Genomic DNA, 14,141 nt, shown 5'->3' with positions numbered 1-14,141 from the left:
CTGCCTGCCGGGCGGTGGTCCCGGCGGCCTAGGGCCTGAGAAGGAAGGTCACGGGACCGTCGTTGACCAGGCTGACGACCATATGGGCACCAAACCGGCCCGTTTCCACCCCTGGCGCATGATTTTCACGGCAGATGTCGACAAATCGATTGAACCCGCGTTCAGCCTCGTCCGGCGGTGCGGCGCTGGTGAAACTCGGCCGCATGCCCGAACGGGTATCGGCCGCCAGGGTGAACTGGCTGACCAGCAGCAGGCCGCCACCGGTGTCGCGCAGCGACCGGTTCATCTTCCCGGCCTCGTCGGCGAACACCCGGTAACCCAGCAGGCGTTCGGCCATCCGCCGCAGCTGGGCCTCGCTATCCCCCGGTTCCATGCCGACCAGGGCCAGCAAGCCGGGGCCGATCTGCCCCACCACCTCCTCGTCGACATGGACGGCGGCCTGGCTGACACGCTGGATCAGGACGAGCATCGTGGGCTTCCAATGAACGGGGCCGGCCACGATAGCAGCGCCCTTGGCTAAACTGGCGCCGATGAATCCGCAACGCAAAGCCCGGCTGGTCTACCGCGCCACCACCCTGTTCGCCCGCCTGCCCTGGCCGCTGCTGCGGGGGTTCGCACACGCCCTGGCGTGGACGTGGGTTCGTGTCAATGCCCGTGAGAGCCGCGTTACCCGGCGCAACCTCGAACTGGCCTACCCGGAGCTGGACGGTCCTGCACGCGACCGCCTGCACCGCGAACTGCTGCGCTCCACTGCGCTGCAGGCCATCGAGACCCTGCGTTTGTGGAGCCGGCAGCCGGCCGACAACCTGCGGCTGCACCTGAAGCAGCGCCACGGCGAAGCCCTGTACGACGCGGCCCTGGCCAGCGGCAAGGGCGTGATCGTGGCCGCACCGCACTTCGGCAACTGGGAGCTGCTGAACCAGTGGCTGGCCTCGCGCGGGCAGATCGCCATCGTCTACAAGCCGCCGGAAGACGAGGCCAGCGACGCCTTCCTGCAGCTGGTGCGCGGCGGCCAGAACGTGCAGCAGGTACGCGCCGAGGGCCCGGCCGTGCGCCAGCTGTTCAAGGTGCTCAAGGACGGCGGCGCCACCGGCATCCTGCCCGACCAGCAGCCCAAGGCCGGCGATGGCGTGTTCGTGCCGTTCTTCGGCGTGCAGGCGCTGACCATGACCCTGGTCAACCGGCTGGCCGAGCGAACCGGCGCCACCGTGCTGTATGGCTGGTGCGAGCGCATCGGGCCGGACATGGAATTCGCCCTGCACATCGAGCCGACCGACCCGGCCGTGGCCGATCCGGACCCGCAGGTGGCCGCCACCGCGCTCAATGCCGGCATCGAGCGCATCGCCCGCCGCGACCCGTCGCAGTACCAGTGGACCTACAAGCGCTATACGCTGCGGCCACCGGGCAGCGGCGAGGAAGATCCGTATGCGACCGAAGAGCATCCGCACTGACGGCCCCCACGCCCAAGCCCATCCGGCCCCTGCGACCGGCGGCCGCACCACGTTGAATACGACGCCGGCGCCCCCATAGAGACTGCGATGTCCGCCTCCCCCGGTCCCGCCATGCCTGCTGCCTCTTCCCTGTTCGGCGACCCCGCCGCGATCCGCTGCGAACGCGCGGTGGCCGAACTGCGTGCCGGTCGCCCGGTACTGCTCCACGATGGGCAGGGCCAGCGGCTGGCGGTGATTGCACTGGACAGCGCCACTGCCAGCAGCTTCGCTGCCTTCGCCGCTGCCGCACGCGAGCGCCATTACCTGTTCCTGACCGCCACCCGCGCCCGCGTGCTCGGCGTGGAGGCACCGGCAGGCGCGCGCCTGCCGCTGGCGGGGGTTGCCTTCGATGCCCTGCCCTCGCTGGGCTACCTGCGCGAGCCCGGCCCGATGCCGGACGACTGGACGGCCGGCGACGCCTTCGATGCCGGCGCGGTGGAGCTGGCCCGCCTGGGCCTGCTGCTGCCGGCCATGGTGGCCGTGCGCCTGGACGCAGCTGACCGCACCTTCGAGGGTGCTGCTGAAGTGGCGCTTTGCGATCTGGCCGAAGGCGCGGCACACGCCGCCCACGATTACGAACTGGTCGCCCGTTCGCCGGTACCGCTGCGCGACGTCGGCATGACCACCTTCGCGGTGTTCCGCGGCGGCGTGGCCCAGCGCGACCAGGTCGCGATCATCGTCGGCGAACCGGACCTGTCGGCGGTGGTGCCGGTACGCGTGCACTCCTCGTGCCTGACCGGCGACCTGTTCGGCTCACTCAAGTGCGACTGCGGCGACCAGCTGCGGCGCGGCCTGCGCAAGCTGAAGGAACTGGGCGGCGGCGTGCTGCTGTACTTGGACCAGGAAGGCCGCGGCACCGGCATCGCCGCCAAGATGCGCGCCTACAGCTACCAGCACGACGGCCTGGACACCATCGATGCCGATGCACAGCTGGGCTTCGGTGCCGACGAGCGCCGCTACGGCAGTGCGGTGGCGATGCTGCATGGCCTGGGCATTTCGCGCGTGGCCCTGCTCAGCAACAACCCGACCAAGGCACAGCGTCTGCGCAACGCCGGCATCGAGGTGCTGGACTGCATTCCGGTCACCGGCGAGATCACTGCCGAGAACGAACACTACCTGCGCACCAAGGCCGATCGTGCCGGCCACATGCTGGATGTGGACGCGCTGATCCAGGCTGCCCAGTAGCGCGGTCGACCTGCTACCGTCTGCGCGGTGCGGCCCTGCCGCCACCGCCCGCCCTGCCACCTGACGGAGCCTGCGTGATCGACGTTCCCCTGACCTCCCCGCCTGCCGATGCCTGGCAGTCGCTGCCGCAGCGCGCCGCCCGCCTGGCCGCACTGGAAGGCGCCTTCGGCGGACTGTTCGTGCCGGGCCTGCCGCTGGCCGCGGCCGCGTGGTTCTTCGAGCTGCCCGGCGGCCTGTGGACGGCCGCCCTTGGGCTGCTGATCGGCATCGTCTTCGGCGCGTGGCTTGGCCACCGGCGCTTGACCCGCACCCGCTGGCGGCTGGATACCCAAGGGCTGGGCCTGCGCCGCGACCTGATGTGGCAGCTGGAAACGCGCATCCCCATTTCGCGCGTGCAGCACCTGGACCTGCGCCGCGGCCCGCTGGAACGCCGTGCCGGCCTGGCCACGCTGATCGTGCACACCGCCGGGACCCGCATGAGCGCAGTGACCGTGAGCGGCCTGGACGAGGCCGACGCCGAGCGCCTGCGTGACACCCTGTCCCATCAGCTCGACCAGGACGCCGACGCCCTGTGAGCCTGCCGCCGCCCCTGCCCGCATCGCTGCCTGCCGGTGGCGAGGACCATCGCCTGCACCCGTGGTCGTGGCTGTTCGTGCTGCTGATGCAGCTGCGCCACTACTTCCTGCCGCTGGTGGCGCTGCTGGTGTTCGGCCAGCGCGGTGACCGCGACCCGATGTGGGCGCAGCTGATTCCGCTGTCGGCGATTGCCGCGCTGGTGCTGGTCTCGGTGCTGCAGTACCTCAGCTACCGCTACCGCATCGGCAGCGACGCGATCACCGTGCGCAGCGGACTGCTGGCGCGCAACCGCCGCGAGATCCCGTTCGCCCGCATCCACAACGTGGAAGTGCGGCAGAACCCGCTGCACCGCCTGTTCGGCGTGGCCGAGCTGCGCCTGGAATCGGCCGGTGGCGTGCGTCCGGAAGCCGAAATGCGCGTGCTGAAGCTGGACCAGGCGCTGGCGCTGGAACGACTGGTGCGCCAGCGTGGGCAGGCACCGCAGGCCGCCGACGTCGTGGCCGCCCCCTCGATCACCGACGCCGACACCGAACAGGTGCTGCTGCGCCTGTCGAGCTGGGACGTGGTGCGCATGGGCCTGCTGTCCAACCGCGGCTGGGCATTGGCGATCGCCGCCTTCGGCGTGCTGTTCCAGACCGTGCCGCGGCCGGTGATGGACGCGGCCATCCAGCGTGGCGGCCGGGAAGCCTTCGGCTACGCAAGCCACCTGCATCCCGGCGTGGCCGGCGCCTTCCTGCTGCTGGCCGCAGCCTTGCTGCTGGGCTGGCTGGCGCTGCGTGCGCTGTCGGTGGTGCTGACCCTGCTGCGCTATCACGGCTTCACCCTCAGCGAGCAGGACCGCCGCCTGACCGTCTCGGCCGGCCTGCTCAGCCGCACACGCAGCAGTGTCGCGCGTCGCCGCATCCAGGCCTGGACGCTGCGCGAAACCACCCTGCATCGCTGGTTCGGCCTGCGCCAGCTGCGCATCGACAGCGCTGCCGGCGGGCCCTCGCGCGACGAGGACCGCGCCCTGCGCGAGCTGGCACCGCTGGCACCGGCAATGCGCTGCGAGCAGCTGGTGCAGCACCTGTTGCCTCAACTGCAGTGGCCGCCAGCGCAATGGCAGTCCATTCCGCAGCGTGGCTGGTGGCGGCTGTGCCTGGGCGCGCTGCTGCTGGTGCCGGTGCTGGCAGCGGCCGCGTACTGGCGCTGGGGATCATGGGGCCTGATCGTGCTGGCCTGGCTGCCGGTGGCGCTGCTGGTGGCACATCGGCAGATGGCGCGCATGGGCTGGTATCTGGATGCCCATTACGTGGCCGTGCGCGGCGGCTGGTGGACGCGCTGGTGGCGCTGGGCCGAGCTGGACAAGGTGCAGGGCCTGCGCCTGCAGCGTTCACCGCTGGACAAGCTGCTCGGCACCAGCAGCCTGCAGCTGGATACGGCCGGTGCGCACGGTGATGTGGCGTTGACCCTGCGCTACCTGCCGCAGGCACAGGCGCAACACGTGATGGAGCAGCTGGCCGCGGCGCTGGCGCGGCGCAAGCTGCGCTGGTAAGCAACACCGGTAGTGCCGGCCGCTGGCCGGCAACCGCAGACATTCCCGAGGTTGCCGGCCAGCGGCCGGCACTACCGCGAGCGGGGTCGGCGAGGCATCAGCGCTGCGACGGCCCCCAATATCCCAGGTCCTTGCGGATCTGCAGGTCGCGCACCCAGCTGCCGAAGGGCTTGCGCCGCAGCACGCCCATTTCACCGGACAGGAAATCCTCGGTGGCGGCGATCACCCGCTCGCTGGACAGGCCATCGCGGTACGGATGGATGGCGTCGGCGTAGCGCACGATCTCCGCCTGCAGCGCGGCGTCGGGATGCAGCGCGCGCTGCAGCATCGCCGGCAGCTGCGCCGGGTCGTCGAAGTCGATCATGTGCGGCTTGGGCACGCGGTTGCGGAAGGTCACCACCGGCTTGTGCTGGACGATGAACTCCGAAACGATCGACGAGGTGTCCGACACCAGCACATCGGCGGCGCGCTGCGCGGCCATCACCTGCTCCGGCTCGATGAAGCGGGCATGGGCACCGGCCAGCGCGCGGTAGCGCTCGAACAGTTCCGGTGGGCACTTCGGGTGCAGGGTCAGCAGCCAGTAGCGCTCACCGCCAGCGATATCGGCGGCGATCTGCGCATGCAGGTGGGGCGCTGCGCTCAGGCGCTCGGTGAAGGTCGAACCGAACAGGATCACCGGGCGCCCGCCCGCCGCTGCGCGCAGCGCGGCGCTCTCGCCACCGTCGTCGCGGAACAGCGGGTCGAGCTTCGGCCAGCCGGTCTCGGCTACGGCGAAGTGGCCCTGCAGGGCGGCGATCTCACGGAACGGCGCGGTGGTGGCCGGCCCCTGCGTGCAGTACAGGTCGAACATGCCGCGCACCCGGAAGTGGCCGCGCGCACTGTCGCGCTTCTCCACGTTGAAGCCATGGAACAGCTGTACCTTGGCGCCGGACAGGAAGGTCGGCACCCAGTTGGCGGCGCTGAACACGGCACGCGGCCGCATCGCCAGGGCCTGTTTCAGTCCGATGTTGGGCACACCCGGCAGGCTGCTGGCGGCCGCGCCGTCCTCGAACCAGGCCGCCACCTCCTGCCCGGAGGCGTGCAAGGCCTGCGCCAACGGGGCGAGAATAGGCAGCGCATAGCGCTCCGTCGCAAACAACAGGTACCCGGCCATCATGTCCTCCACGACCGCTCCCATCGAACGGCCTCGCATCTCGGCCTGCATTATCGCGTTCAACGAGGCCGGCCGCATCGGCGACTGCCTGGCCTCGCTGGCCTTCTGCGACGAAATCATCGTCGTGGACTCGTACTCCACCGATGCCACCCTGGCCATCGCCGAGGCCGCAGGCGCCCGCGTGCTGCAGCGCGCGTTCGATGGCTTCCGTAGCCAGAAGGCCTACTGCGTCGAGCAGGCAAGCCACGACTGGGTGCTGTGCCTGGACGCCGATGAGCGGATCAGCCCGGAACTGCGCGCAGCCATCGAACGGGCCCGCGACGGTGGCTTCGCCGGCCATGCCGGCTATCGCTTCGCGCGCCTGTCGGAGTACTTCGGCAGGTTCCTGCGCCATGGCAACGCCTACCCGGACCGGGTGATGCGCCTGTTCGACCGCCGCCGCGGCGGCTGGCGCGGCAAGCGCGAGATCCACGAGGCGGCCAGCGTCGACGGCAGCGTCGGCACCTTGCGCGGCGACCTGGTCCATTACCCGTACCGCTCCCTGCAGCAGCAGCTGGCCAAGACCGAGAAGTACGCGCGGATGATGGCCGAGCACGAGTTCGCACGCGGCAAGCGGGCCACGCTGGGCAAGCTGGTACTGGCGCCGGCCTGGCGGTTCTGGCGCGGCTTCGTGTTCCGTGGCGGCTTCCGCGACGGCTGGCACGGCCTGGTCTACGCCTACGTGCGCGCCAACTACGTGCGGCAGAAGACCATCATGCTGTGGATGCTGGGCAACGGCCAGCCCGTGGCCGACCCGCCGAACCCCTGATCGCCGGGGCCCGCCCGGCGCGCCGACGCATCACGAGCCGGTGATCGCCCGGTGGCGCGCGCCTTCGACGATCGACAGGCCGGTCAGCAGGCCGACCAGGGTCACGTAGAAACTGGCCGTCATCTGGTGCGCGAACATCGACTGGGTCAGCCCGCACAACGCGTAGGTGATCACCAGCATGACGCCGGCAGCGGCCGGCCCGCGGAAGGTCGCCCGTCCGCTGCGGCGATGCAGGCGCACGAACAACCACAGCGGGATGCCATACACCGCCAGCAACAGCAGCAGGCCCGGTACACCCTGGGTCGCCGCCCATTCGGCCACGTCGTTGTGGGCATGCCCCAGGTGGCAGCGCAACTCTTCCGGGTTCTCCCGGCAGACCGGCACGCGCTGCATCGCGCTGTCGAAATGACCGATGCCAACACCCACCAGCGGATGATCGAGGAAGGTCTGCCAGGCTACCTGCAGGCGCTCGACGCGGGCACCGGCGGAAGAATCACTGTCGCCCAGCTCCATCCGCTGCACGTCGCTGTGCAGCTCGCTCAGGCGGACCTGGTGGCGCAGCTCCGGCACCGACAGCAGCAGCGTCGCACCGATCGCCAGCATCCCGGCCAGCACCGACAGGCGCGCCGCACCGGTACGCCAGCGCAGGCTCAGCGCCAGCACCACCAGCAGCGCCAGCAAGGCGGCGAACACACCGCGGCTGCCGGTCAGCACGATGGTGCCGCAGCCGGCGGCCATGCCGAGGATCACCAGCGACCAGCGCCGCGACGGGCGGCAGAACACCAGCAGCACCATCAACACCATCACGATGTCGGCCAGCACGATGGCGTTGGTGAACAGCTCCGCGCGCGGGGCGCCGCCCAGCACCTGCCACAGCGACATCACGAAGGTGGCGAGCAGGCCGGTCAACGAGCCGTACCAGAGCCACCGCAGGCTGGGACGCAGCGCGCAGATCCACAGCGCGATCCATGGGATCACCACGAATCGCGAACGGTTGTCGACGTCACGCAGGCCCTGTTCGAACAGCACCACCGACAGTACGCCGAGCGCCAGCACCGCCAGCATCAGCCAGACCAGCACTTTCACCGGCTGGCCGGCCATGCCCCGCGCGCGCCACAGCAGCTCCGGCGCCAGCAGGGTGCTGAGCAGCAGCAGGAGACCGTACGGCAACAGGTTGATCGGCACGGTCAGCACCAGTGCCGGCAGGCAGAACAGCCCCAGCTGGGCCAGCCCGTGTGCAACCCCGTGACGGCCACCGACGGGAACGCCCAGCGGGTCGCCGGCCATGAGGTTCAGGTTGTCCGGTGAAGCTGGCACGTCGGGAAGTATCGCTGCAATCTGCTGGAAGAATGGGACGGGCCAACAGCGGGCCGTCCCAGCCTGCTGTTTTACTGCCTTTGGACCCGCTTGGGCAGACTGGACAAGCGGAAATCGTGCTGGCTAGTCATGTTCCTGCAAACGCCGTTCACGTTCCCGCTCCTCGGCAGTGACCACGCACGGCACCGTCACCGCCGCCGCCGGCACCAGCCACCAGCGCCGCCGGTTGGCCACGCCGGCCAGTTCGGAGCGGTTGCGGTCGACGCACGACAGCATCGCGTACTCGTGGACCAGCAGCCAACGGCGTCCGGGCGCCAGCCGCTGCCAGCGCGTGGCCGCCACCAGCTGCTCGTCCCAGTCAGTCTCGAAACCGAAGGTCGCTGCGGGACGGTCGGCCAGCAGCAGGTGCTGTTCCTTCCAGGCCACCAGCCCCAGCTCGGCATCGGGGCCCAGGCGGGTACCGACCGCGCGCATCAGGCCACGGGCCGAACTGGAATCGTTCAGCAGCGGGTAGCCGACCAGGCTGTACAGCACCCAGACCACCGCCAGGGTCGACACCAGCGCAAGCTGCCGGCGACGGCCACAGGCCAGCAGGCTCAATCCGCCCCACAGGCCCATCGCCAGGATCGTCCACGCCAGCGCGTCGACGGCCCCGGGGGCGAGCCCGCGGCTATGGGTCAGGCGCAGCTCGAAGGCCGGGTCACCCAGCACCGCCATCGCGCCAGCCACGGCCAGGCCCAATGACAGCAGGCCGGTGAACAGCCCCACCACGGCCTGCACATCGCGTCGCTTCAGCAACCCCGGCAACAGCGGTGCCAGCACCAGGCAGAACATCGGCAGCGCCGGCAGGATGTAGACGTCGCGCTTGCCGGCGGGAATCGAGAAGAACAGCACCACCATCAGCCACCAGGCCAGCGGCAGCAGATAGCGCGCGTCGCGGCGTTGCAGTCGGCGGCGCCAGGCCGGAATCGCCCAGGGCAGGGCCAGGAATGCCGGGATCCACATCAGCGGCATCGTCGCCAGGAAGTACCAGGCGGGCTGGTGGTGATCCCAGGAATGGGTGTAGCGCCGCGCCGTCTGCTGGAACAGGATATCGTCCATGTAGGCGCGATATTCGTCCGAGCCGGTGGCAAAGCCGGCCAGCAGCATCGGCGCCAGCCACAACGACACCGCCAGCAGGAAGGCCAGCGGCGCCAGCCAGAAGCGCGCGTCGCGCGCGTGCAGGCCCACCCGTGGCCACCGCAGCGCCGTGGCGATTGCCGCGGGCACGATCATCAGCAGCGCCAGCATGCCCACGCCCTTGGTGATCACGCCGATGCCGGCGAAGAACCAGCCCAGCCACCACCAGCGCCAGGCAGGCCCCAGCAGCAGGTGGCGCAGCAGGCCGTAGTTGGCCAGGGTGATGAACAGCAGCAGCAGGGGATCGATCTGCGCCTTCTTCGCCTGGAAGGTGAACTGCAGCGCGAACAGCAGCGCCCAGCCGGCATACAGCCCCACCCGCCGCGTCCACAGCCGCCGGCCCAGGTCGACCACGCACCACAGCGTGCCCAGTGCCGCCAGCAGCGACGGCAGCAGGAAGGCCACGCGCCACTGCCCGACCAGGCTGTACAGCGTGGCCTGCCACCACATCAGCATCGGCGGCTTGTCCGAGTACAGCTCGGTCCCGCGGTGCGGGAACAGCCAGTGGCCGCTGTCGAACATCTGCTTGGCCACCAGCGCGAAGCGCGGCTCGTCCGACGGCCACGGATCACGAAGGCCCAGCCCGGCCCCCAGCACCAGCAGGGCCATCACCACGAACAACCACGTCTCGCGCGACGCGCGGGATTTCAGCATGGGACTCGCAACGTCAGCGGGGGGTCAGGCCGTTTTTAGCAGACGCGCGTAAAAGAAACCGTCAGCATCGCTGTCACCCGGCAGTCGCTGGCGCGCGATCCCCTCGCAGTCCAGGCCGAATCTGTCATCCAGCGGCTGTGCCACCGCGTCCGGATGCCACTTCAGGAAGGCCCGCACCTGATCGATGTTCTCGGCGCGCAGGATCGAACAGGTGGCGTACAGCAGCACGCCGCCCGGGCGCAGCATCGACCAGCAGGCCTCCAGCAGGCGGGCCTGCACGCCGACCAGCGCATCGATATCCTCGGCGCGGCGGTGGAACATCACGTCCGGCTGGCGGCGGATCACGCCGGTGGCCGAACACGGCGCATCCAGCAGGATGGCGTCGAACGGGGTGCCATCCCACCACGCAGCGGGGTCGCTGGCATCGGCCACCCGGGTCTGCGCGCCCTCACCTACACCGGTGCGGGTGTAGGTATCGCGGGCACGCGCCAGGCGACGCGCATCGATATCCAGCGCCAGCAGGCGCAGGCTCGGGTCACGCTCCAGCAGGTGCGCCGACTTGCCACCCGGTGCCGCGCAGGCGTCCAGAACGCGGGCGCCGGACGCCGGTGCCAGCGCGTCCGCCGCACATTGCGCCGACAGGTCCTGCACCGACAGCGCACCGTCGGCGAACCCCGGCAACTGGTTCACCGCGATGGGCGCCACCAGGCGCAGCGCGTCGGCGCTGAGCGGGCTGGCTTCGGCAGCAATGCCGGCCTCGGCCAGCGTGGCCAGCGCCTTGTCACGCCCCCCCTGCTGGCGGTTGGCACGCAGCCACAGCGGCGCCGGCTGCAGGCTGGCAGCAAAGATCGCCTGGGCCTGGGACGGCCAGTCGCGCTCGACGGCATCGGCCAGCCACGCCGGAAAGGCGTCACGCGCAGGCTGCTCCGGGAACCCCTCGCGCTGCGCGCGGCGCAGGATCGCGTTGACCAGCCCGGCCTGGCGCTCACGGCCCAGCGCGCGGGCGGCGTCGACCGTGGCCGACAGGGCCGCATGCGCCGGCAGTTCCAGCACGTCCAGCTGCGCGAAGCCCACCATCAGCAACGTGCGCAGGTCGGCATCACGCGCCGACAGCGGCTTCTGCATCCACGACTGCAAGGCAGCGTCGTAGGTACTGCGGCGGCGCAGGACTGCAAAGCACAGCGCTTCCAGCAAGGCGCGATCACGACTGTCGGCCAGCTTGGGCAGTGCCCAGGCCAGTTCCGCCTTCAGCGAGCGGCCACGGGTGAACACCTGCGCCAGTACGCGTGCGGCCAGCATGCGGGTGGCCGCGCCCGGCGCCGCCTTGGCGACGGAGAAATCATTCTGCTTCGACACCGCTTATGCCCCCACGTGCAGGTCGCGGCGGGCATTGAGGTAGTCGGCGGCGGTGATCGCCTTGCCGCCTTCGCGCTGCAGCGTGCGCAGCCGCAGCGCGCCCTGGCCGCAGGCGATGTCGATACCATCGCGGCTGGCCGCCAGCACCGCCCCCGGCGCCTGGCCGTGGGCCAGGTCAAGAGCGACCGCGCCGTGGATGCGCACGCGCTCGCCGGCCAGCGTGGCCTCGGCGATCGGCCACGGATTGAAGGCGCGCACGGTGCGCGCCAGTGCATCGGCGTCCTGTGCCCAGTCCAGGCGGGCTTCGGCCTTGTCCAGCTTGTGCGCGTAGGTCACGCCCTGCTCGGGCTGCGGCCGCGCGATCGGCTTGATGCCGGCACGCAGCAGGCCCAGGCCGTCTGACAGCACCTGTGCGCCCAGTTCGGCCAGCTTGTCATGCAGCTGGCCGCCGGTATCGGTGGCCGCGATCAGCAGCTCCTGGTGCAGCAGCACCGGGCCGGTATCCAGGCCGGCTTCCATCTGCATCAGGCACACGCCGGTCTTTGCGTCACCGGCCTGGATCGCGCGCTGGATCGGCGCGGCACCGCGCCAGCGCGGCAGCAGCGAGGCATGCACGTTCCAGCAGCCGTGGGTCGGGATCGCCAGTACCGCCCTGGGCAGGATCAGGCCGTAGGCGACCACCACCATCAGGTCCGGCTGCAGGTCGCGCAGCTGCCGCTGGGCAGCTTCATCCTTCAGCGATTCGGGCTGGTAGACCGGAATGCCACGGGCCACGGCTTCGAGCTTGACCGGCGACGGTGCCAGGCCACGGCCGCGCCCGGCCGGGCGATCAGGCTGGGTATAGACGGCCACGACCTCGTGGTGGCGCGCCGCGGCGCGCAGCGACGACACCGCGAATTCCGGCGTACCGGCAAAGACAATCCTCATGGCTACCCCACTTGCAGGATGGATTCGTGCAGGAAAGAAAACGGCGCCGTCGGCCGGCGCCGTACAGCCCGCGCGCGTCGCGCAGGCACGGGCCACCCGGAGGGCGGCCCGGATTGGCGATCACGCCACGTGCTTGCGCTGCTTGGCCAGCTTCTTGCGAACCATCTCGCGCTTGAGCGGCGACAGATAGTCGATGAACAGCTTGCCGTCCAGGTGGTCCATCTCGTGCTGGATGCAGGTGGCCAGCACTTCACCGGCCTCCAGCTGCTGCTCCTGGCCGTTGCGGTCCAGGTACTTCACGGTGATGGTGTCAGCGCGGGTCACGTCGGCGAAGATGCCCGGGACCGACAGGCAGCCCTCCTGGTACACCCGGCCCCCGTCCTTGGCGACGATTTCCGGGTTGATGAACACATGCGGTTCATTCTTCTCTTCGCTGACATCGATGACCATGAAGCGCTTGTGCACGTCCACCTGGGTGGCGGCCAGGCCGATGCCCGGGGCGTCGTACATGGTCAGGAACATGTTGTCGATCAGTTCCTGGAAGGCCGGCGTGGTGACTTCGGCGGCGTCGATCAACGCAGCCTTGGTACGCAGGCGCGGATCGGGGAACTCGAGAATGGGGAGAAGGGCCATGGCTGTTTCCGGGTAGGGGGCCGGCACGCCGGCATACGTCGCAGATTCTAGCTCCAACGCTTGCCTTGCGCCCCGGTTTCTGGACTATAGTGCGTGGACCTGTTGGGGAATCAGGGCTTCACACCTATGTTGCTTCGTTTTCGTACGGTCGTCGCCGCGGCGATGCTGACCGTGGCTGCCTATGCTACCGCCGTGGAAGTGAATGGCGGGCACCCGGACACCTATGTGGTCCGAAAAGGGGATACGTTGTGGGATATCGCCGCACGTTTCCTGCAGAAGCCCTGGCTGTGGCCGGAGATCTGGCAAGCCAATCCGCAGATCGCCAACCCGCACCTGATCTATCCAGGTGACGTGCTGAGCCTGGCCTACCTGGACCGGGTGACCGTGTCCCAGGCCGGTCCGCGCCAGGAGGCCCCGATCGACGCCATTCCGCTGGCCCAGGTCGAGCCGTTCCTGAAGCAGCTGAGCGTTGTCGACAGCGTCAAGCAGCTGCCCTACGTCGTCGGCCTGGAGGACAGCCGCCTGCGCGTGTCCGGTGGCGACACCGTCTACGTGCGCCTGGCGGATGCCCAGGTGGGCCAGCGCTGGGCCGTGGTACGCCCGACCGTGCGTTACGCCCAGCCCAAGCCGACCGAGGACCTGACCGCCAATGGCGACGTCACCCCGGGCAGCGGCAACCTGTGGAAGGCCTACAACGCACCCAACGCACGTCGTGGCGTGCTCGGCTACGAACTGGCCCAGGTCGCCACCGGCACCATCACCCAGATCGCCGGCGGCAAGGTCGAGGCCTCCACGCTGGTGCTGGACAAGAACGTCGGCGGCCGCGAAGTGCGCGCCGGCGACCGCCTGGTGCCGGTCGAAGCCCGGCCGTACGACCTGCAGTTCGTGCCCCACGTACCCGCTGCGGGTGTCGAGGGCGTGGACGTGCGCGTGCTGGCGGTCACCGACATGTTCACCGCCGGTGGCCCACGCGACGTGATCGCGATTTCGGCCGGCCGTGCCCAGGGCGTGGACAACGGCACCGTGTTCTCGCTGTGGCGCCCGGGCCGGCATGTAGCGCACCGCATGAAGTACCCGACCTCCTCGCGCATGGACGACTCGCTCAGCACCGGCGCAGGCCGGGTCTCGCTGCCGGATGAATATGCCGCGCATGCGATGGTGTTCCGCACCTTCGACAACGTCAGCTACGCGCTGGTGATGCAGGGCGTGAAGCCGGTGCAGGTGGGTTACAACGCGCTGCACCCGGACGCGAAGTAACGGTTGCCGGACTGCCCCGGCCACCACTGGAGTGCCGGCCGCGGGGCGGCAGGCACCTCCGGCAAAACCTGA

General features: G+C 69.9%; 13 protein-coding genes. 6 read left to right on the top strand and 7 right to left on the bottom strand.

All coding sequences use genetic code 11. The annotated features are described in order from the left end of the window. Positions 1 to 28: 28 nt before the first annotated feature. On the bottom strand, positions 29 to 469 hold the full coding sequence (gene dtd, locus E5790_RS12430; RefSeq protein WP_014648553.1) for a D-aminoacyl-tRNA deacylase: 441 nt from the start codon (positions 467 to 469) through the stop codon (positions 29 to 31). 61 nt (positions 470 to 530) lie between these two features. Between dtd and E5790_RS12425 the strand changes: the two genes are divergently transcribed. The 4 genes from E5790_RS12425 (at position 531) to E5790_RS12410 (ending at position 4,785) form a co-directional block, all read left to right on the top strand. Beyond that, on the top strand, positions 531 to 1,451 hold the full coding sequence (locus E5790_RS12425) for a lauroyl acyltransferase (protein WP_014648554.1): 921 nt from the start codon (positions 531 to 533) through the stop codon (positions 1,449 to 1,451). A gap of 87 nt (positions 1,452 to 1,538) precedes the next feature. Continuing rightward, positions 1,539 to 2,675: a GTP cyclohydrolase II RibA gene (gene ribA / locus E5790_RS12420; protein WP_111206755.1), complete on the top strand. Its 1,137-nt coding sequence runs from the start codon at positions 1,539 to 1,541 to the stop codon at positions 2,673 to 2,675. Positions 2,676 to 2,749: 74 nt separating this feature from the next. Next, positions 2,750 to 3,250, top strand: a complete 501-nt coding sequence (locus E5790_RS12415) for a PH domain-containing protein (RefSeq protein WP_014648556.1) — start codon at positions 2,750 to 2,752, stop codon at positions 3,248 to 3,250. Then, the gene (locus tag E5790_RS12410) at positions 3,247 to 4,785 is read left to right on the top strand and encodes a PH domain-containing protein (RefSeq protein WP_111206756.1); all 1,539 of its coding nucleotides are present in this window, start codon (positions 3,247 to 3,249) and stop codon (positions 4,783 to 4,785) included. The genes E5790_RS12415 and E5790_RS12410 overlap by 4 nt, the downstream gene beginning before the upstream one ends. A 97-nt stretch (positions 4,786 to 4,882) precedes the next feature. Here E5790_RS12410 and E5790_RS12405 read toward each other — a convergent pair whose 3' ends face one another. Beyond that, entirely contained in the window at positions 4,883 to 5,941 is a 1,059-nt protein-coding gene (locus E5790_RS12405; RefSeq protein ID WP_032958279.1) for a CDP-glycerol glycerophosphotransferase family protein, read from the bottom strand. Between E5790_RS12405 and E5790_RS12400 the strand changes: the two genes are divergently transcribed. Beyond that, positions 5,940 to 6,746 (top strand): glycosyltransferase family 2 protein, encoded by an 807-nt coding sequence (locus tag E5790_RS12400; RefSeq protein WP_014648559.1) that lies wholly within the window; start codon positions 5,940 to 5,942, stop codon positions 6,744 to 6,746. The two genes, E5790_RS12405 and E5790_RS12400, sit on opposite strands and share 2 nt — an antisense overlap. A gap of 30 nt (positions 6,747 to 6,776) precedes the next feature. Here the strand turns inward: E5790_RS12400 and E5790_RS12395 are convergent, their stop codons facing one another. From E5790_RS12395 to def, 5 genes are all read right to left on the bottom strand, one after another. Then, complete coding sequence (locus E5790_RS12395) at positions 6,777 to 8,033, bottom strand: O-antigen ligase (RefSeq protein WP_014648560.1); 1,257 nt, start codon at positions 8,031 to 8,033, stop codon at positions 6,777 to 6,779. A gap of 153 nt (positions 8,034 to 8,186) precedes the next feature. After that, positions 8,187 to 9,896, bottom strand: coding sequence for a glycosyltransferase family 39 protein (locus E5790_RS12390; protein WP_111206757.1), 1,710 nt, complete (start codon positions 9,894 to 9,896; stop codon positions 8,187 to 8,189). Between the two features lie 24 nt (positions 9,897 to 9,920). Further along, complete coding sequence (rsmB, locus tag E5790_RS12385; RefSeq protein WP_111206758.1) at positions 9,921 to 11,252, bottom strand: 16S rRNA (cytosine(967)-C(5))-methyltransferase RsmB; 1,332 nt, start codon at positions 11,250 to 11,252, stop codon at positions 9,921 to 9,923. 3 nt (positions 11,253 to 11,255) lie between these two features. Next, positions 11,256 to 12,179: a methionyl-tRNA formyltransferase gene (gene fmt / locus E5790_RS12380; RefSeq protein ID WP_111206759.1), complete on the bottom strand. Its 924-nt coding sequence runs from the start codon at positions 12,177 to 12,179 to the stop codon at positions 11,256 to 11,258. 120 nt (positions 12,180 to 12,299) lie between these two features. Further along, positions 12,300 to 12,812, bottom strand: coding sequence for a peptide deformylase (gene def / locus E5790_RS12375; RefSeq protein ID WP_014648564.1), 513 nt, complete (start codon positions 12,810 to 12,812; stop codon positions 12,300 to 12,302). A 126-nt stretch (positions 12,813 to 12,938) separates the two neighbouring features. On the opposite strand from def, the gene E5790_RS12370 reads away from it, so the two are divergent. Then, on the top strand, positions 12,939 to 14,069 hold the full coding sequence (locus tag E5790_RS12370) for a LysM peptidoglycan-binding domain-containing protein (protein WP_032958270.1): 1,131 nt from the start codon (positions 12,939 to 12,941) through the stop codon (positions 14,067 to 14,069). The last annotated feature ends 72 nt before the right edge of the window (positions 14,070 to 14,141 follow it).

This window comes from Stenotrophomonas sp. PAMC25021 (assembly GCF_004795795.1).
Taxonomy (GTDB): domain Bacteria; phylum Pseudomonadota; class Gammaproteobacteria; order Xanthomonadales; family Xanthomonadaceae; genus Stenotrophomonas; species Stenotrophomonas muris.
The sequence above is the reverse complement of the archived record's forward strand: the minus strand, read 5'-3'. Positions and strand labels throughout refer to the sequence as shown.

Bases quoted from the DNA above. Each gene is read 5' to 3' on its own strand.
- E5790_RS12370 (WP_032958270.1), top strand. From the start codon at position 12,939: ATGTTGCTTCGTTTTCGTACGGTCGTCGCCGCGGCGATGCTGACCGTG.
- ribA (WP_111206755.1), top strand. From the start codon at position 1,539: ATGTCCGCCTCCCCCGGTCCCGCCATGCCTGCTGCCTCTTCCCTGTTC.
- fmt (WP_111206759.1), bottom strand. From the start codon at position 12,179: ATGAGGATTGTCTTTGCCGGTACGCCGGAATTCGCGGTGTCGTCGCTG.
- dtd (WP_014648553.1), bottom strand. From the start codon at position 469: ATGCTCGTCCTGATCCAGCGTGTCAGCCAGGCCGCCGTCCATGTCGAC.
- def (WP_014648564.1), bottom strand. From the start codon at position 12,812: ATGGCCCTTCTCCCCATTCTCGAGTTCCCCGATCCGCGCCTGCGTACC.
- E5790_RS12390 (WP_111206757.1), bottom strand. From the start codon at position 9,896: ATGCTGAAATCCCGCGCGTCGCGCGAGACGTGGTTGTTCGTGGTGATG.
- E5790_RS12425 (WP_014648554.1), top strand. From the start codon at position 531: ATGAATCCGCAACGCAAAGCCCGGCTGGTCTACCGCGCCACCACCCTG.
- E5790_RS12405 (WP_032958279.1), bottom strand. From the start codon at position 5,941: ATGATGGCCGGGTACCTGTTGTTTGCGACGGAGCGCTATGCGCTGCCT.
- E5790_RS12395 (WP_014648560.1), bottom strand. From the start codon at position 8,033: ATGGCCGGCGACCCGCTGGGCGTTCCCGTCGGTGGCCGTCACGGGGTT.
- E5790_RS12400 (WP_014648559.1), top strand. From the start codon at position 5,940: ATGTCCTCCACGACCGCTCCCATCGAACGGCCTCGCATCTCGGCCTGC.